This is a genomic window from Actinosynnema sp. NPDC023794 (genome assembly GCF_040639675.1).
GTDB lineage: Bacteria > Actinomycetota > Actinomycetes > Mycobacteriales > Pseudonocardiaceae > Actinosynnema > Actinosynnema luteola.
Map to the genome: position 1 here is coordinate 1 of NZ_JBFAFR010000053.1, position 17489 is coordinate 17489.

Annotated in this window: 15 protein-coding genes; 6 read left to right on the forward strand and 9 right to left on the reverse strand. The window is 71.8% G+C overall.

What is annotated here, in order from left to right; translation table 11 throughout:
- Nucleotides 1–219: 219 nt before the first annotated feature.
- From AB0H12_RS43165 to AB0H12_RS43195, 7 genes are all read right to left on the reverse strand, one after another.
- Nucleotides 220–1641: a vWA domain-containing protein gene (locus tag AB0H12_RS43165; RefSeq protein ID WP_499631955.1), complete on the reverse strand. Its 1422-nt coding sequence runs from the start codon at nucleotides 1639–1641 to the stop codon at nucleotides 220–222.
- Nucleotides 1642–1650: 9 nt separating this feature from the next.
- Nucleotides 1651–3843 (reverse strand): serine/threonine-protein kinase, encoded by a 2193-nt coding sequence (locus AB0H12_RS43170; protein ID WP_499631958.1) that lies wholly within the window; start codon nucleotides 3841–3843, stop codon nucleotides 1651–1653.
- Complete coding sequence (locus AB0H12_RS43175) at nucleotides 3840–5345, reverse strand: S1 family peptidase (protein WP_499631961.1); 1506 nt, start codon at nucleotides 5343–5345, stop codon at nucleotides 3840–3842. The genes AB0H12_RS43170 and AB0H12_RS43175 overlap by 4 nt, the downstream gene beginning before the upstream one ends.
- A gap of 64 nt (nucleotides 5346–5409) precedes the next feature.
- Entirely contained in the window at nucleotides 5410–6543 is a 1134-nt protein-coding gene (locus tag AB0H12_RS43180; RefSeq protein ID WP_499631964.1) for a hypothetical protein, read from the reverse strand.
- 123 nt (nucleotides 6544–6666) lie between these two features.
- Nucleotides 6667–7149: a class F sortase gene (locus AB0H12_RS43185; protein WP_499631967.1), complete on the reverse strand. Its 483-nt coding sequence runs from the start codon at nucleotides 7147–7149 to the stop codon at nucleotides 6667–6669.
- 225 nt (nucleotides 7150–7374) lie between these two features.
- Nucleotides 7375–7890 carry an excalibur calcium-binding domain-containing protein gene (locus tag AB0H12_RS43190; protein WP_499631970.1) on the reverse strand — a complete coding sequence of 172 codons (516 nt, stop codon included), beginning with the start codon at nucleotides 7888–7890 and terminating at the stop codon, nucleotides 7375–7377.
- Between the two features lie 880 nt (nucleotides 7891–8770).
- Nucleotides 8771–9136 carry a DUF5684 domain-containing protein gene (locus AB0H12_RS43195; RefSeq protein WP_499631971.1) on the reverse strand — a complete coding sequence of 122 codons (366 nt, stop codon included), beginning with the start codon at nucleotides 9134–9136 and terminating at the stop codon, nucleotides 8771–8773.
- Between the two features lie 290 nt (nucleotides 9137–9426).
- Between AB0H12_RS43195 and AB0H12_RS43200 the strand changes: the two genes are divergently transcribed.
- The 5 genes from AB0H12_RS43200 to AB0H12_RS43220 all read left to right on the forward strand — a co-directional run bounded on the left by AB0H12_RS43200 (nucleotide 9427) and on the right by AB0H12_RS43220 (nucleotide 14389).
- Nucleotides 9427–10818, forward strand: coding sequence for an extracellular solute-binding protein (locus AB0H12_RS43200; RefSeq protein ID WP_499631974.1), 1392 nt, complete (start codon nucleotides 9427–9429; stop codon nucleotides 10816–10818).
- Entirely contained in the window at nucleotides 10805–11689 is an 885-nt protein-coding gene (locus AB0H12_RS43205; RefSeq protein WP_499631977.1) for a carbohydrate ABC transporter permease, read from the forward strand. The genes AB0H12_RS43200 and AB0H12_RS43205 overlap by 14 nt, the downstream gene beginning before the upstream one ends.
- A complete protein-coding gene (locus tag AB0H12_RS43210; protein WP_499631980.1) occupies nucleotides 11686–12507 on the forward strand; it encodes an ABC transporter permease subunit in 822 nt (273 codons plus the stop codon). The genes AB0H12_RS43205 and AB0H12_RS43210 overlap by 4 nt, the downstream gene beginning before the upstream one ends.
- Entirely contained in the window at nucleotides 12507–13562 is a 1056-nt protein-coding gene (locus tag AB0H12_RS43215; protein ID WP_499631983.1) for an ABC transporter ATP-binding protein, read from the forward strand. The genes AB0H12_RS43210 and AB0H12_RS43215 overlap by 1 nt, the downstream gene beginning before the upstream one ends.
- Nucleotides 13563–13684: 122 nt before the next feature.
- Nucleotides 13685–14389, forward strand: coding sequence for a hypothetical protein (locus tag AB0H12_RS43220; RefSeq protein WP_499631986.1), 705 nt, complete (start codon nucleotides 13685–13687; stop codon nucleotides 14387–14389).
- Between the two features lie 10 nt (nucleotides 14390–14399).
- On the opposite strand, the gene AB0H12_RS43225 is transcribed toward AB0H12_RS43220, so the two are convergent.
- Nucleotides 14400–15473 (reverse strand): hypothetical protein, encoded by a 1074-nt coding sequence (locus tag AB0H12_RS43225; RefSeq protein WP_499631988.1) that lies wholly within the window; start codon nucleotides 15471–15473, stop codon nucleotides 14400–14402.
- Between the two features lie 929 nt (nucleotides 15474–16402).
- Here AB0H12_RS43225 and AB0H12_RS43230 point away from each other — a divergent pair.
- Nucleotides 16403–16828 (forward strand): SgcJ/EcaC family oxidoreductase, encoded by a 426-nt coding sequence (locus AB0H12_RS43230; RefSeq protein WP_499631991.1) that lies wholly within the window; start codon nucleotides 16403–16405, stop codon nucleotides 16826–16828.
- A gap of 58 nt (nucleotides 16829–16886) precedes the next feature.
- Here AB0H12_RS43230 and AB0H12_RS43235 read toward each other — a convergent pair whose 3' ends face one another.
- Complete coding sequence (locus AB0H12_RS43235) at nucleotides 16887–17489, reverse strand: hypothetical protein (protein ID WP_499631993.1); 603 nt, start codon at nucleotides 17487–17489, stop codon at nucleotides 16887–16889.

The window sequence follows — 17489 nt, forward strand, 5'->3', positions numbered from 1 at the left end:
CGTCTGTCAACGTCACCACGGCCACCGGCCGACCCCTACGAGCCACCCGACAACTCTACAATTCATTAACGAACTTCAGGCGCAGGACACTAGCCCGACGGTCTGGAACTCGCGCTACCACTGCCGTCGCGGAAACCGATCACCGGCCACACGGTCGCACACCGGCGTCGTCGACGTCACGGCCGGCCCGCTCCGAGTCGACCACAAGCACCCCTCGGGTCATCCGGCCAGCGGTTCGCCGCAGGCGCCGCAGAACTTGTACCTGCCTCCCCACCGCTGCGCGCACTTCGGGCAGACGAGGTCCGGGAGGGCCGCCGCGACGGGGTCGTCGGGGACCGGGACCGGCACGACCGAGGGGCTCATGCTCGACATCACCGAGCTCATCCCCGTGTACAACAGCTCTTCGGGCCTGAGCCCCGACCGGATCCGCACGTTCTCGTCGGCCGGGTCGCCGACCACGTCGACCAGCCGCAGCAACCGGCCCAGCACCTTCTCGTTGTTCAGCGAGGTCGCCAGCGCCACCGCACGTCCCCAGTGCCGGGCCGCCGCGTCCAGGTCGCCCACGTCGTGCGCGTCGCAGCCCGCCAGCACCGCCTGGCCCAGCTCGGTCTGCCGCGTCACGTGCGCGACCTTCGGGTCGATCACGCTGGACAGCTTCAGGTCGTTGGTCCACTGCGCCACCACGACAGCCGGGTCGCACGCCCGCTCGAACTCCGTCGACCCCGGCTTGCGCACCTCCAGGTCGACCCGCGCCACCCGCACGTCGTGGTTCAGCCTCGCCCCGGCCGACGACACCGAGAGCCGCAGGAAGTACTCGCGGGTCTCGGCGCCCCACGAGCCGGTCAGGAACGCGGTCTTGCGCTCTTCCAGCGGATCGCCCGCCATCGACGCCTCGGTCGGGAACGTCTGCCGCAGGAAGTCGACCGACGAGCGGATCGTCGTCGTCACCACGAGCCGCGCCTCGGGAATCACCTTCTCCATCGCCGTCCTGGTCATCACCTCGAAGTCGGCGACGAGGTCCTCCGGCTGCCGCACGGCGTCCGCGGTGCCGTGCAACGCCTCGGCGATCCGCAGCAGCTCGCGCTTGTCCCAGTCCGCGCCGACACCGCGCGCGTCACAGGTGAAGACCCGGGAACACTCCACGAGCTCCTGGTCGAGCTTCGAGTCGCCGGGGTTGTTCTGCCCGTCGGTGAGCATGATGACGTGCCGCACCGCGGTCGGGTGCCCGGACAGCAGACTCCGCGCCAGCTCCAGCCACTCGCCCATGCGCGTGCCGCCACCGGCTCTCAGCTGTCGCACGGCGTTCTTGGCGGCACGGCGGGTCTCCTCGGTCGCCGCGACCAGCCGCGGCCCGGCCGGGTACACGACCCGGGCGGCCTGCGTTCCCTCGATCACCGCGAACAGCGCCCCGTCGCGCAACGCGTCGATCGCCGCGCTCGTCGCCCGTTGCGCGGATGCCATCTTCTTCTGCGGGTAGGCCATCGAGCCGGAGCAGTCGATGGCGATCACCTGCGCCACCTCCGGCACGGCCGCACCACCGACCACGCCCTGACCGGACACGGTCAGCACCGCGTCCATCTCGCCTTCCTCCGTGGCCAGGTAGGGGTTCTGGCTCACCGACAGCGAAAATCCGGTCTCCATGGCTTCCTCTCAGCGGCTGGTGATCGGCCGGTGGTGGTTCGCGCGGTCGACCAGGGACGAGCGGTCCGCGCGGTTGGTGGCCTGCCGGGCCAGCGCGCGGTACGACTGCTCGACCCCCAATCGCAACTGCGTGGTGTCGGCGTCCTCGGACAGCGAGACGGCGAGCGCCGCCTCCCGCACCACGGTCTCCAGCCGCACGCGCGACTCGCCCGCGGGCGCACCGCCGTCGAGGTAGAGCTCGCGCAGCCGGGCGGTGGCGGCGGTGAGGTCCGCGTCGGTCGGCGCGAGGAGCTCGCCTCCGGCCTGGATGGCGCCGCTGAGCACGCGGACCGCGGCGATGCGCGCCGCGTCGAAGTACCGCGACGCCTGCGGCGTCTCGTCCAGCAGCGCCACCGCACCACCCCGATCGCCGCGCGCGAGCCGCACCCTGGCCAGCCCGAACACCGCGCTCACCACCGACTGGTCGCGCCGCCACACCGCCTCGTACAGGGCTTCGGCCCGGTCGAGGTCGCCTTCGTGCTCCGCGCAGTACGCCAGCGCGAGCTTGGGCGCGTCCTCACCCGGCAGCCACGAGTACACGCCGTCGAACGCCTGCCGCGCCGCGCCGATGTCCTCGCTCGCCAGCTCGATCAGGCCCTCGTGCCACCTCACCCGCCAGTCGTTGCCCAGCAGGCCGCGGGCCGGCACCAGGCTCTCCCGGGCCGCGGCGACGTCGTTCGCGGCCAGCGCCGCCCTGCAGCGCACGAGCGCGGTCTCCGGCGAGGTCACGTTGTCGCTGTCCAGCCGCGCGATCAGGCGTCGGGGGTCCTCGGTGTCGGCGGCGGCGAGCACGTCGGCGGCCGGGTCGTCGGCGGTGGCACGCGGCACCGGCAACCCGACCGCGACCACGTCGGCGGCCGGCCTGCCGTCGGACAGCGCGGCCTCGGCGAGCAGGTCGACCGCTCGCCCGGTCCACGTGGCCAGTGCCGGCACCGTGCCGAGCCCGGCGTCCAGCAGCGTCGTCGTGTGCACGAACACCGTGGACGGCTCCGGGCGCGGCCTGCGGTCGCGCAACGACGCCACCTCGCGCAGCACACCGCGCAGCTGGTCGGCCATCTCCGCCGCCGAGCCGTAGCGCTGGTCCGGTTCGGGGTGCATGGCCCGTTCGTAGGCGCGCTGGAACGAGCTCAGCCCCACCGCGAGGTGCGAGCGCTCGGGTTCGTCGTGGTCGGCGGTCGCGTAGTCGAGCCTGCGCAGCATCACCCCGAGGGTGTGCAGGTCGGACTGCACGGTCAGACCGCGCTCGGCGATCTCCCGCTCGTCCACCTGGTAAGGCCGGGTGCCGACGATCTTGCTGCTCCGGTCGCCGATCCTGCGCACCGCGCCGAGGTCGATGAGCTTCACCCGGTTGCCGCGCTCGCCGACCTTGCCGGAGCGGATGATCACGTTGTCCGGCTTGAGGTCGCAGTAGAGGAAACCGCGCTCGTGCAGGTAGTCGAACGCGGCCAGCAGCTGCAACCCGGCGCTGACGACGTGCTCGGTGCGCAGCGGCTCGCCCAGCGGCACCAAGCCGCGCGCCGACATCTCGGCGACCTCTTCGAGCACCAGCCCGTCCACGTACTCCATCACGATGTACGCGCGGTCCTCGCCGGTGTGCGCGTCCGGGTGGCTGACGAAGTTGTAGATCCGCACCACGTTCGGGTGGTCCAGCAGCGTCAGCGCTTGGCGTTCCTTGGTCGAGATCTCCAGGTCGGCGACGTCGATGAGTCCCTTGAGCACGACCGGGTTGTCGTCCAGGTGCGTGTCCCTGGCCAGGTAGATCCAGCCGAGGCCGCCGCGCGCGAAGCACCCGACCACGCGGTACTGGTCGGCTACCAGAGCACCGGGCTCCAGGCTGGGCAGGAACGAGAACGGCGTGCCGCAGGCCAGGCAGAACCCCGAGTCGCGCTGGGGCAGCGCGGTCCGGTCGGGGCACTGGTCGTTGGGGCACAGGCGGGTGCGCACCGGCACGCGCGGGTCGGTGATGATCCTGCTGGTCGGGTCCTTGAAGTCGAAGACGGGCAACGACATCGGGTCGCCGGTGTGCGAGCGGCGGCTGCTCGCGGTGGCGCTCGACGTCCGGCCCGGCGCCCGGGCGGAGCCGCGCACCACCGCGGGTTCGCCGCAGTCGACGCAGAACCCGGTGTCGTCAACGGTCCCGCCGCAGTGGGCGCACGCCGTCATGCCTGATCCCCTCTCCCCAAGCGCCGCCGCGCCGCTTCCTCGCAGGCCTGCACGGCCCGCAGCGCCACCGCCAGGTCGAGGGGTTCGGCCTCCAGCGCCGCGTGCGCCCTGCGGCGGTGCCTGTCGAGCTCGAGGTCCTCGGCGAAACCCGCCGCGGCGGCACGCGCCTGTGCCGACGCGAGCCGCCCGCGCAGCACGGACACCTCCTCCCGCACCCGCCGCAGCGCCGCACGCTCGCGCTCGGCGCGCGTGATCGCCCGGTCGAACCGCGGCAGCTTCCCCTCGACCAGCTGCCAGTCCGCCGCGGCGGCGCGGCGCACCGCGCTCAGCCCGAGCCGCAGCTTGGTGGCCGCGGTGTCGGGGTCCTCCCGCATCAGCGCGGTCACCCGCTCGACCAGCCCGTCCAGTCGCGTCATCACCGCGGCCCGGGCCAGCTCTCGCGCGGCGAGCACGTCCGCGGCGTCGCCGTCGCGGAAGCCCAGCACCAGCCGCGCCCCGCTCGCCACCATCGGCCTGCCGATGTCCTGGAGCAGCGACCCGGGGTCGCGCGCCGCGTCGACGCCGTCGATCACGACCGTCATCGGCGGTGTGCCCTCCCGCACGCGCTCGGTGCTGGAACCGCGGCTGACCAGGCCGGCCCGGTCGAGGACCCGGCGCGAGACCTCCTCGGTGGTCAGGCCCTCGACGTTGATCGCGAGGTCGGGTGCGGGCGACTCGCCCACCGCGGAGAACGAGACCGCGTCCTGCAGGTGCTCCAGGTCCTCGCCGACGACGATCAGCACCGCGCCGCCGTCCTGCCTGCGCGCGAGCCAGTCCATCAGCTCTCGCACCCTGCCGTTGTAGTGCGCCGTGCGCTTCTTGAACCGCTCGTCGATCCCGTCGTCGCCGAGCACCCAGCGCGACAGCACGGGCAGGTGCGCCTCCACCGCCGCGACCGGGATCATCCACGACAGCCCGGCGCCGTTGGCGTTGTACTCGCTGACCACGATCCCGAGCACGTGCCCGCTCGCGTCGTCGGCCACCCCGGCGCCGCTGAACCCGCGCTGCACCCGGTGCCCGCCGCCGCTGTTCATCTGCTGCCACTCGGCGCCTGCCATACCCGAGAGCGTCATGGTCGCCCAGGCGCCGACCTCCTCCAGGCCGCGGGGATAGCCCTGTGCGTGCACGGACCTGTTCCAGGTCATGGCGACCTTGCGCAACGTCGCCGGGCGCACGCCCGGCTGCGGCGTCGCGAGACGCAGCAACGCCACGTCGCCGCGTTCGTGCTGCGGCTCGACGTGCTCCACGATGTGAGCGGCGCTCACGGGCATCTCCGGCAGGCCGACCAGCTCGACGGTGAGGTCCTCGGCGGCCAGCGCGACGTGGGCGCACGTCAGCACGTGCTCGCTGTCCAGCAGCACGCCCGCGCCCACCACGCCGCGCCGGCCGCGGCACCGAAGCCGCACCCGCCACTCCTCCGTCCCGTGGGGGAATGGCCCGGCACGTCCCTCACCGGTGATCATTGCCGCACACTAGGCGCGGTTCACCGCGACGATCACCGTTTGCGTGCTAAAACGCCCGAACGGCCTAGGCGCGCTCGCGGACCACCAGGTAGACCGCGCGCACCGCCAGCGTCCGCTCGATCCGCTCGATCACGGGTGCGAAGAACTGCCTGCGCTGCTCGGCGTCGCTCATCGACGCCACCGCGAAGTACATGCTGCCGAAGGCCGCGAACAGCGTGGCGTTGCGCAGCATCGCCGCCGGCACACCGGGAACCCACTTCGCGGGCTCCGGCGGCGCTCCGATCCACTGCTCGGCGACGGCGGGCGTGACCACGATCAGGCCGAGCGCCACGAAGAACGCGAACAGCGCGAGTCCCACCACCGCCGCCTGCACGAGCTGGCGGATCGCGAGCATCACCAGCAGGTTGCGCGACTGCCGCCCGTTCAGCTTGCGCGGGCGCAGCGGCTCGTCGAACTCCTCCTCGGCCAGCGGCGTGCCCCGGCAGGCTTCCTCGAGCACCTCGGGGCGCAGGTCCTGCTCGACCCGGCCGATCTCGTCCTTGAGCCGCGCGGCCGCGGCGAGGACGGTGATCGCCGCGAACAACGCCACCACCAGGCTCACCCGCTGCCACGGCAGCTGGTTCATCGCCTGCCACAGCTCGCCGGTGAAGAACAGGAACAGCGTCACGAACAACAATGGCGGCAACGCCCGCCCGAGCAGGTGCACGCTGTTGCGCAAGTCGTGCACCGTGTGCCGGATCGCGCCCTTGAGCAGCGCCACCAACCCGTAGGTCACCGAGAACCAGGCCGCGGCGAAGATCGCCGCGAAGAACACCACCAGCTGCACCGGGTCGCTGTCCGGCGTGTCGTCGATGGTGTCCTGCAGGATCGGCACGATCACCGGCACCACCGCGTACCCGACGAGGATCGCGATCGTGCGGTTGCGCGTGAACATCGGCAGCCGCCGCACGAACAACGACAGCACGACCCAGGTCGTGAGCGCGCTGGCGAGGATCAACGTCAGCAGCACCCACCGCCCGTACCCCGCCGCGCCCAGCGGCACGAGCCAGATGAGGCAGGCGATCGCGATGGTGGCCAGCGCCGGGAGCATCCGCGGCAGGACGTGCGTGAAGAACCCGTAGCCTTCGATCATCGTCGGGGCTCCCTGCTGGACGAACCACCGCTCGGTGCGGCGTGCCAGCAGCCGTGCGGCTGTCATGGACGAGATTCTGCCTCAGCTGCCGGGGCACGGGCCTGCCCACCAGCGCAAAGCGCTACCGGTCCGACCGTGGGCAGCGGAGCGCGCCTCGCGGCGGGCGGCGCTGGAGCCTCCGGCGGAACCTCACCCGGAAGATCCGTCGCGATGCGGGCTTCCCGTCATCTGGGCGTAGACCACGATGTTGTCCCGGTAGCTGCCCGCTTCCCGGTCGAACTGCCCGCCGCAGGTGACGAGCCGCAGTTCGGGGCTCTCGACGTGTCCGTACACCGCTTGGGTGGGGAAACGGTCTTTCGGGTGCTGCTCGACCCGGCGGACCGTGAACGACACGGCCGAGCCGTCGGCACGTTCCACTGTCACCTGGTCGCCGGGTTCGAGCTTGCGGAGGTCGTGGAACACGCCCAGCCGGCCCTGCCAGTCGACGTGCGCGGCGAGCAGGGCGGGCCCGCGCTCTCCTGGCGTCGGCGAGTTGGTGTACCAGCCGACGGTCTCGGCGTCGGCCGGGACTTCCACGGTGTGGTCGGCGCGCAGCCCGAGGTCGATGAGACCGGCGGTGTCGACGCCGATCGCCGGGATGGTCAGCCGCGTCGGGCGGGATGCGTCGAGCACCCCTGTCGGCGGCAGGTTCTGCGGTGTGCTCGGTGCGGGTGCGAAGCCCGTTCCGACCGGTTCGTGTGCCGACGCGGCGGGAGCCGTGTCGACTGCGTGGTCTGTGTCGGCCGGGTGGTCGTTGTCGATGTGCGTCAGAACCGCCAGGCCCAATGCGGCCGCCATCCCCGCCAGTCGTGCTCTCGTGCTCCGGCGGGGATGGCGGCGTGAGCGGTCGCGCATGCTCTAACCGCTCCTGCGCGCGCGCCGTGCCGCAACAGCGGTGGCGGAGACGGCACCGAGCCCGCCCAGCCCGAGGAGGAGTGGCAGGGCGCCCGATTCCTCGGCGGTCGGGTCGTTCACGGTGGAACCGTCACCCGTGTCGATCGGGCCGACGGGCGGCTCGGGAGCTCGGGTCCGACGGGATGTCGGAATGTGACTGGGCGCCGGGAGCTCTTCGCAAGCGATGCCGTCGTTGTCCGCGTCGAGCCGGTGGAAGTTGACCGCGGCGGAATCGAAGAACCGCTGTGCCTCGGCTTGGTTGCTGAAGTCCGCGCAGTCGCGATCGTCCTGTGCGTTCGCGACTCCGATGATGGGCAGCGTGGCGCTTGCCGTGAGAACAGCGGCTCCGACAAGCCTGGAAAGCAGCATGTCGCACATTCCTTCCATGCGGAACTGGATACTGGTTTCGTCGTCCTCGCCTCGGCCACGGCTGGTGTTCGATGGCTGTGCGGCCGACCACGCCAGTTCGTCCCGGCTCACGTGTTGTGGATGAGGACACCGGGTCCGAGGCGCTCGGCACTGCTCGATTCGCGCGTCAGCGACAGGTGCGCTGTGCCCAGAGGGACGTCGGGCGGGTCGAGTCGGCGCTCGGTCCGGCGAAGTGCGGGCGCTTCGAGGAGCCGTTGTTCGGCAACCACAGCGCAGACAGGCTGTCCGGCGCGTCTGGGACGAGGCGCTCGGCAGTTGGTGCCGGGTGCCGCCGGATCGTGGAACCACCGACGACTCGGCGGGGCGCCTGCGAGGTTCGGCGGGATGGGGTGATCGGCGCACGGCCGGGCCTCCGGAGCGGGGACCGCGCGCGGTGGTTGTGGTCGATCCGCTCGACGCCGCGTGCACGGAGAGGGCCGCGACCCGGGCCGTCACGAACAGGGTGGACGGCGCGGCGGTGATGAACCCTGCGCATCCGGCGGCCTCCTCGCGAATCGACAACTGCTTCTGAGGACGCTAACGCCGTCCCTCTCCCGGTTGGAGGGGGTTCACCCGATCCATCAACGTCATGGCCCTATCAGGAACATGACGCCGCAGTGCTGTCGCCGACAGTGCACGGCCGGCGTCGCCGATGTGCGGGGGGACACATCACCTGCTGACCCGCTTGAGCGTGACGGCGTAGTCGATGGTGACGACTATTCGCGTAAATGGAATTTCCGCATCGACACGACTGCGCACCGTATCGCCAGGCGTGCCGGAGGTGCGATACGACGCCCGCGCGGCCCGGCAGGTCTTCTCGAATCCCGGCCATGACCTGACGGCGATCGGAGGTCACCTGTTCGTGCAGTTCCCGCGCAGGAACGGGGAAACCCCGGCTCGACCACCGCCGTCGCGTGGACGGGTGCGGCCGAGCAGGGGCCCTGGTGTGCGGTCAGACGGCCGCCGGGCCGCGGTAGGTGGCGCTGCCGAAGGCCAGCATCGGGTAGCCGACGAACCCGAACAGCCAGAGTCCGACGACGCCGAACCCGCTGCCCTTGCCGAACGACTTCGCCATGTCGATCGCGACGAGCAGCGAGATGACGATGTTGACGATCGGGATGAAGAAGAGGATCAGCCACCAGCCCGGACGTCCCACGACCTTGAGCTGCACGTAGATGTTGTAGAGCGGGATGATCGCCGCCCACCCGGGCTTGCCCGCCTTCGCGAAGACCTTCCACATGGCCGCGATCAGGAAGACGCCGATCACGAGGCCGATGATGGCCGGGACGATGAGGGCGGACGAGTCGGTCTGGTTCACCGCGTGGTTCCTTCCGGCAACCGGCGGAGGTGCGGGCGCTGATCGCACGCATCGGGGTTCCCCCATCCGGTCGTGGCGCGGAACGATCCCAGCCGACGAGCGGGAATGTACCGATGTTGACCGATTCGTGAGCCGTTCGAGATCAATCCAGTGCTCCGGCCCGCCGGGTCGGCGGCCGAATGGTGTCCGGCCATCAAACGGGTGATGACGGCCGGAGGTGCTGTGATCGACCAGCCGGGGGTGCCATGTTGAGAGGTGGCGTAGTGGCGTGCACTCTCGCGGGAGGCGCGATGCGGCGGACAACGGTCGTCCTGCTGTCGGTGGCGGGCCTGCTCGCGGGGTGCCTCGGCCAGTCGCGGGAAGCGGATCCGGAGCGCAACGCCGACGCCAAGGACGTCACGTTGACGATCACGGCCAACGCGGTGGCGGGCGGGAAGAACGCGCGCGGCGCGGACTGGATCGCGAACTGGGTGATCCCGAGGTTCACCGAGGCGCAGCGGGCCAGGGGCGTCAACGCCACGGTCCGCTTCGAGCAGAACGGCGCGGGCGACGAGGACTTCAAGACGAAGGTCGCGCTGGACCTCAAGACCGGCGGCGGCGGTGACATCGTCGAGTTGGACGGCATCTGGCTCGGGGAGTTCGCCCAAGCCGGCCACGTCGAGCCGCTGGACGAGATCGTCGGCGAGGACGAGGTCGACGCGTGGGACGGCTGGCGGCAGATCCCCGACGCCGTGCAGGGCCTCGGCGAGTTCGACGGCAGGCGCTACGGCGTGCCGATGGGCACCGACGGCCGGGTGCTGTTCTACAACAAGAAGCTGTTCGCGCGGGCGGGCCTGCCCACCGACTGGCAGCCGCGCAGCTGGGACGACGTCCTCGACACCGCCGCGAGGCTCAAGTCGCTGCCCGGTGTCTGGCCGCTGCAGCTCAACGCCGGCACCGCGATGGGCGAGGCCACCACGATGCAGGGCGTGCTACCCGCGTTGGTGGGCGCCGGCGCCGCCGTGCACGAGAACGGCAAGTGGCAGGGCGCCACGGCCGGAGTCAAGGACGCCCTCTCGCTCTACCAGCGCGTCTACCGGGACGGGCTCGGCGACCCGATCCTGCAGCAGGAGGCGAAGGGCCGTGACCGGTCGTTCGTGATGTTCGCCGAGAACAAGATCGGCATCCTGCTGGAGAGCGACTACTTCTGGCGCTCGGTGGTCGAGCCTCGCATCGGCGTCGCCAAGATGGCGGACCGGGACACGGCCGTCGGGTGGGCGCTGATCCCCGCGCGCGTGCCCGGGGCCGGGGTCGGCGGCCAGGACTTCGTCAGCATGTCCGGCGGAGGCGTGCGGGTGATCAACCCGAACACGCGGTACCCGCGACAGGCGTGGGAGCTCATGCAGTTCCTCAACTCGGCCGAGGCGGTCAAGTCGGCGTTGGCGGGCGCCGCGCAGGTCACCCAGCGCACCGACGTGAACGACGAGGTGCTGGCGGGCGACCCGATGCTGGCCTTCATCGCCGAACGGGTGCTGCCGATCACCAGGTACCGGCCCGGCCGGGCGGACTACCCGAAGGTGTCGGCCGCGTTGCAGCAGGCGACCGCCGACGTGGTGGCGGGCAGGAGCCCGGACGAGGCCGCCCGCTCCTACCACGACGCGCTGGTCAAGGCGGTCGGCGAGGACGCCGTTGCGAGCGGCTGAGGACCGCGACCCGGCGGGGCTCGGCACGACGCGGGCGATCGGCTTCATCGCGCCGGCGCTGCTGCTGGTCGGCCTGTTCCTGGTGTTCCCGGCGCTGTGGACGCTCTACATCGGGATCACCGACTACCAGCTGACCGGACCGGCCGCGGCCGAGCCGAGCGTGGTCGGCCTGGACAACTTCGCCACCGCGCTGGACGACCCGCTGTTCGCCAACTCGCTCTGGCTGACCGCGTTGTTCGTGCTCGGCTCCGCGCTCGTCGGGCAGAACGCGCTCGGCTTTGCGCTCGCCTGGCTCCTGCGCCGGGTGCGGCCGGGGCTGCGGCGCACCGTCGAGGCCTTCGTGCTGCTGGCGTGGATCCTGCCCGGTCCCGTCGTCGCCTACCTGTGGTTCGCCGTGCTGAGCCGGGACGGCGGCACGCTCGGCCTGCTCCTCGGCCGACCCGGGACGGCGTGGCTGGTGGAGTACCCGATGGCGAGCCTGATCGTGTTCAACGTCTGGCGCGGCACGGCGTTCTCCGTGCTCCTGTACACCTCCGCGCTGCAGGCCGTGCCGCCGTCGCACCTGGAGACCGCCCGGTTGGCCGGCGCCGGCGGCTTGCAGACCGTGCGCGACGTGGTGTTCCCGCACATCCGCGGGCACGTGCTGACCAACACGCTGCTGATCAGCCTGTGGACGGCCAACGACTTCACGCCGTTCCTGCTCACCGCGGGCGGCCCGAACCACGAGTCCGAGGTGCTGCCCGTGCTGATCTACCGGCAGGCGTTGGAGAGCGGCCGGCTCGGGTACGCGTCGGCGATGTCGTTGCTGCTGCTGGTCGGGAACCTGGCGGTGGCGCTGGTGTACCTGCGGCTGTTGCGCAGGCGCGCGTGACACCGGCGTGGGTGGTGCGCCGGATCGGCTTCTACGTGCTGATCGCGGTGGTGCTGGCGTTCTTCGCGGTGCCGATGCTGTGGCTGGCCGGCGCGCCGTTCGACGCGCGGCCGGGGTTCGGCCTCCGCTGGCCGGAGTGGACGTCGGCGAACGTGGTCGCCACCCTCGGCCACCCCTACGTGGTGCGGTCGCTGGTCAACTCGCTGGTGCTGTGCCTGGTCGCGACCTCGGTGACGACGGCGTTCGCCGCCCTGGCCGCCTACGCGCTGTCCCGCGTGCGCATCCCCGGCCGGGACGTGCTGCTGTACGTGCTGCTGTTGCTGTCCAGCGTGGTCACGGGCACCGCGGCCATGGTGCCGCTGTTCGTGCTGATGCTGCAGCTCGGGCTCGTCGACTCGCGCTTCGGCACCGCGCTGGTGATCGCGGGCGGCATGCTCCCCGCCGCCATCTTCATCTTGAAGGACTTCGTGGACTCCGTGCCGCGCTCGTACGAGGAGTCCGCGCGGGTGTTCGGCGCCTCGCCCCGGCAGGTGCTCGGGCACGTGGTGCTGCCGATCGCCAGGCCGGGGCTCGCGATGATCCTGGTGTGGTCGTTCGTCAACGCGTGGGGCAACTTCCTGCTGCCGTTCCTGCTCTTGCGCGACGTCGGCAAGCAGCCGGCGGCGGTGCTGATGCGGACGTTGCAGGACGAGGGCGGCAGCGCCAACCTGACCGTGATCCCGGTGTTCTCGCTGCTGTACTCCATCCCGGTGGTGCTGCTGTACCTGGTCGTCGACAAGCGCTACGGGTTCCGATTCCACGGGGGCATCAAGAGCTGATGGCGGGCATCGACCTCACCGGACTGTCCACTGTGTACCCGAACGGGGTGCGCGCGGTGGACGCCCTCGACCTGAGCGTCGTGGACGGCGAGCTGTTCGCGCTGCTCGGCCCGTCCGGCTGCGGCAAGACCACGTTGCTGCGCACGATCGCCGGCCTGGAGCCGACCTCGGCGGGCGCCATCGCGATCGGGTCGCGCGACGTGACGCGGCTGCCACCCGGCCGGCGCGGGGTGGCGATGGTGTTCCAGGACTACGCGTTGTTCCCCCACATGACGGTCGCGGAGAACATCGCCTACCCGCTGCGCGTGCGCCGTGAACCCAAAGCCCGACAACGGGAAGCGGCGGCCGAGGTGGCCGAGGGCCTGAGCCTGTCCGCCCTGCTCGACCGAAGGCCCGGGCAGCTGTCCGGCGGCCAGCAGCAGCGCGCGGCGCTGGGGCGGGCCGTCGCCGCGGGCGCCGACGTCCTGCTGCTGGACGAGCCGCTGTCCAACCTGGACGCGCGGCTGCGGCTGGAGGCCAGGACGTTCCTCAAGCGGTTGCAGCACGACCTGGCGCTCACGACCGTCTTCGTGACCCACGACCAGGCCGAGGCGTTGGCGCTGGCCGACCGGATCGCGGTGATGGAGGCGGGCCGGATCCGCCAGCTGGGCACACCGCGCGAGGTGTTCCAACGGCCCACCGACACGTTCGTCGCGAACTTCATCGGCTCGACCCCGATGAACCTGATCGGGGCCCGGACCCGCGACGGTCACGTCGAGTGCGCCGGGGCGAGGTTGCCGGGCCCACCGGGACTGGCCGACGGCACGCCCGTGGTGGTCGGCGTGCGGCCCGAGTACCTGGCGCCGGCCGGCGAGGGCATCACCGGCCGGGTGTCGACGGTCGAGAACCTGGGCGTGTCGTCACTGGTGACCCTCGACTGCCCGGACGGCACGCTGATCAGCCTCACCGTGCCGGAGCAGGAGGAACCCGCCCTCGGCGCGTCCCTCACCGTCGCCGCCGCACCCGGCAGGCTGCTGTACTACGGCGCGGACGACGGCCGCCTGCTGGACGGCTGACCCGTCCGGCGGAGCGCACCTCGCGCAACGTGGTTCCCCACCGCGCCAGGGCACGGGAGTGGACCCGCCGCCGGGCGCCGGATCGTCGCTACACTCGGTGATCTTCCGGCGGAAGGTGTCCGATGTTCGAGTTGGTGGCGAAGCTCGCGGAGATTCTGTCGTCACACTGGGTGCGGTTCCTCGACGGCCGGCGGTCGGGGCGGGACGCCGAGGTCGCGGCGCACGTCGTCGGCGTGGTGCTCGCCCTCCAGGACCTGTGCGTGCGCGGTGAACGGCTGCTCGTGCTCGCCGAGGAGCTGGCCGGCCACTCGCCCGGGCCGCGGACGTCGGCCGAGTTCGAGGGCGTGCTGGCCGAGCAGGTGCGCGAGGTCGGGGCGCTGCGGCTGAAGCTGTCCGACGCGAAGCCCCTGCTGGCCACCGTCGACCCGCTGTTCTACCCGGAACTCGCCCCGGTCGTGGACCAGAAGTCCGGCCTGCTCACGCGGTGGGCCAGGCAGGCGTCGCTGAGCGCGTTCTCCACCACGACGCTGTTCTTCCTGCCGTCGAGCGAGGTGGCGAGCCTGGTCGACAAGGCAGGCGGGGGAGCCGAACTCGACCGCGGCCCGTACGCGCACGCCGTGGCCGAGGGGGTGCGCGCGGTCCGGGCGCGGGAGCTGAGGGACCTGCGCACCGCCGCCGCCAAGGGGACCGGGATCCACGCCGAGATCGCCGCCGCACGGGCGGGCCTGGCGCGCACCAAGGACTTCTGCGCGACGTTGCTCCGGGCGACCGAGACCGCCGTGGGGCCGGAAGCGATGACGCGGCTGCGGCGCGAACTGCTTCCCTGAACCGAGCCGGTCAGCGGTGGTGCCGCAGCGCCCGGACCAGCTCCGGGTCGCGCGGGTAGCCCATCGTGGCGAACGCGATGCTGCCGATGTCGGTGGCCAGGACCGACGTCCGGGCGAAACCCAGCAGCACGGCCAGCCGATCGACGTTGAACATCATCCGCTGGAACAGGCCGGTGCTCCTGAGGGGTTCGTCGATGCGGACCTCGTCGACGTTCAGCTCGACCCGGTCGGACCAGCTGAACTGGAGCAGCGCCGTGGCGGAGCCCTCGCGCAGGACGACGTCGACGCTGCCGCTCCCGCCGGGGTACAGGGCGAGGTCGGCACGTGCCCCGTCGAGCCGGTGGAGCAGCGTCCCGGCGAACCGGGACGGGCTGATCGGCGACCACGCGCGCCACGTCGCCACGAACTCGTCGTCCAGGCCCACGACGGTCAACCCGGGCTCCAGCCGGCGGAAGGCGGCGACGTCCGCGGGTTCGGCCGCCTGGTCGGGTCGCTCGGACGGCGTCACCGAGATCCGAGCGGCATCGGCCACCAGTTCGTCCCACAGCGGGTCGGGGCGGAACGGCGGGAACGGCAGCTCGCCGCCGAGCGCCTCCCAGGCGCGGCGCCACCACGCCACGGTGCGCACGGGCCGCATCCCGACGAGCGTGGCTGCGACGACCTGGCACCGCACCAGCACCAGCGACGCGCCGACCCCCACCAGCTCGATCGGACCCGGCCGCTCACTGGTCAGGGCCGCGTGCTCGGCGGCGTGCTCCATCTCGGAGTAGGCCACGATGTGGGGCGCGTCGGTGATCCGGTACTCCATGGCCGAGTCCAGCACGGCCCCGGTGGACACCGGCTGGAACACGACGTCGTCCGGGGTGAGGATCAACGGCCACAGGCCGTGCTCGTCCCCCATCACGAACTCCACGGCGGGGTCGCCGTTGGGCGCGCGGATGGCGCGGTGCCTGCGGACCGCGTCGGCGTCGATCTGGACCGCGTCGTCGAGGGCCGGCACGTGCACGTGGACCCCGCTCGAGACGGCGGTCACCCGAAGGCCGGGCAGGTGTTCGAGCGCGCGGGTGATGTCCGTCGGGTCCATGCGGCCTCCGATCGTCGCCTGCGGCCATTCTCCACTCACGCGCAACGCAAGAATGCGGGGCGCCCACCACCCGACGTGATCGGCTGCCGGGGTGGTGGGCCCGCCGGTACGCCTCCCGGATCGGGAGGGCGAGCCGGCCGTAGCAGTCGTCACCCGGCGTGCCGGTGCGCCTGGCGTCGAACTCGGCGGCGATCCCGTCCTCGTCCCTGCCCCGGAACACCACGTCGGCGAGGCCGTCGAGGGAGTCGTCGTTGACCCGGGAGCCGAGCGCGTCCGCGTCGGCGAAGGCGAGCCGGGTGTGGTCGACCCTGATCCTCGTGAGCGGGCGGCGCTCGGCCACCACGCCGCCGCCGAGCTCGATCCGACCGCCGCGACACCGCCGGGTTCCCCGACCTCGTCCGGGGAGCGGTCCCCGGACCGCAGGCCCCGGGTACCCGCCGTCCACGAGCACCTGCCGGGTGCGGACACGGTGCGCCGCAGCGGCTCGTCGGGCGGCCGTGCACCCGGCGCGCCCGGAGGGACTCCTCCCGGTGTTGCTCGAGTCGTGGGGAATTCGTGAGCCGAGGCGTTGGCCGGCCAGGCGTTGACCATGTAGAATAGTGACTAGTGTCGCGCGATCTGTTGTACGCGAACGAAGTGACCACCGCGACGAAGCGGCACCGCGGAAGTCCTTGGCAGGCAAGCACTGGCCGTCGGGAACGGGACACGGCGCGGCTCTCGGTGATCTGCGGGACGTGGTCGTGGGCGCGTCGCGCTCCCGCGGCGTGACCGGCCCGATCCCACCTTTTCCTGGGAAGCGGACACAAGTCCACGGGAATTCAGTCCACAGTGGAGGTTCTGGTCCAGATGCGGTTCGGCCGCGGCATGATCCCGGCCCGGACACCACGACGAACCGCGAAGCAGGAAGCAGCACGGCGAGAGAGGAAGACATGGCCATCAGCGAAGACCACGTCCGAACCGAACCGGATGCCGACGACCGCGCCGCGATCGCGGCACTCCCCGTGAACTTGACCTCGGCGTGGCGGGCGCAGGACGCCGAGGCGTTCGCCGCGCTCTTCATCGACGACGGCACGATGATCCTGCCGGGCCTGTACCGCAGGGGCAAGGACGACATCCGCGCCTTCATGGCCCAGGCCTTCGAGGGCGCGTACCGGGGCACCCGGGTGACCGGCGAGCCCCTTCACCTCAAGATGCTCAGCGACGACAGCGCGGTGCTGATCACCCAGGGAGGCGTGCTCGCCCCCGACGAGACCGAAGTCCACCCGACCCGGGAGATCAGGGCTTCGTGGTTCGTCGTGCGCCAGGGTGAGCAGTGGAAACTGGCCGCGTACCACAACAGCCCGGTCAACACCTGACCGCCTGACCCCGTCCCCGGCGCCCTCCTGGGGACCGGAAGCACTCCTCGGTCGGTGCTCAGGCCAGGCGGTCCGCAGCCGCGGTGCGCACGGTCGTGGTTTCGATCGGGTCGTCGGCCAGGTCGCGCAGGCGTGCCCGGGTCTCACGGGTGAGCGGCGCCCGTGCGGCGGCGAACGCCCGGACGTGTTCTTCGCAGTCCCACAGACCTTCGACCAGCAGGTGGTCCGGTCGTGCGGGGCTGGGCGCATTCAACGCCTCGAGGTAGGCGGCCCGTTCGCAGGAGTGCGGGGTGTCCGACCACAGCCGTTCCAGGAGGGGGACGGCCCGGTGCGCTGCGGCGTCGTGCTCGGCCGTCGAACCCGGCAGTCGTGCCAGGCCGGTGGCCGCGACGTCGTAGCCGCACCAGTCATCGCCGGGCGGGCGTTCCACGGTCGACAGCATCAGCTCGATGTCCCGGTGGTCGCCGTGCGTCGCCAGGACGCGGATCGCGATCCAGCGGGGGTGGTGGGGTCCGCCGACCAGCGGCGCGCGTGGTCGGCGGCCCGTGGTCCCTGCGCGCGGAGGGCACGGCCGAGTCCGGGCACGGGTCGGCGTAAGGGGGGTGTTCAGGACGAGGTGCTCCGCCAGGTCCAGCAGTGGGTTCCGGACCGCGTCGGCCAC

Bases quoted from the DNA above. Each gene is read 5' to 3' on its own strand.
- AB0H12_RS43165 (WP_499631955.1), bottom strand. From the start codon at position 1,641: ATGGAGACCGGATTTTCGCTGTCGGTGAGCCAGAACCCCTACCTGGCC.
- AB0H12_RS43170 (WP_499631958.1), bottom strand. From the start codon at position 3,843: ATGACGGCGTGCGCCCACTGCGGCGGGACCGTTGACGACACCGGGTTC.
- AB0H12_RS43175 (WP_499631961.1), bottom strand. From the start codon at position 5,345: ATGATCACCGGTGAGGGACGTGCCGGGCCATTCCCCCACGGGACGGAG.
- AB0H12_RS43180 (WP_499631964.1), bottom strand. From the start codon at position 6,543: ATGACAGCCGCACGGCTGCTGGCACGCCGCACCGAGCGGTGGTTCGTC.
- AB0H12_RS43200 (WP_499631974.1), top strand. From the start codon at position 9,427: ATGCGGCGGACAACGGTCGTCCTGCTGTCGGTGGCGGGCCTGCTCGCG.
- AB0H12_RS43215 (WP_499631983.1), top strand. From the start codon at position 12,507: ATGGCGGGCATCGACCTCACCGGACTGTCCACTGTGTACCCGAACGGG.
- AB0H12_RS43220 (WP_499631986.1), top strand. From the start codon at position 13,685: ATGTTCGAGTTGGTGGCGAAGCTCGCGGAGATTCTGTCGTCACACTGG.
- AB0H12_RS43225 (WP_499631988.1), bottom strand. From the start codon at position 15,473: ATGGACCCGACGGACATCACCCGCGCGCTCGAACACCTGCCCGGCCTT.
- AB0H12_RS43230 (WP_499631991.1), top strand. From the start codon at position 16,403: ATGGCCATCAGCGAAGACCACGTCCGAACCGAACCGGATGCCGACGAC.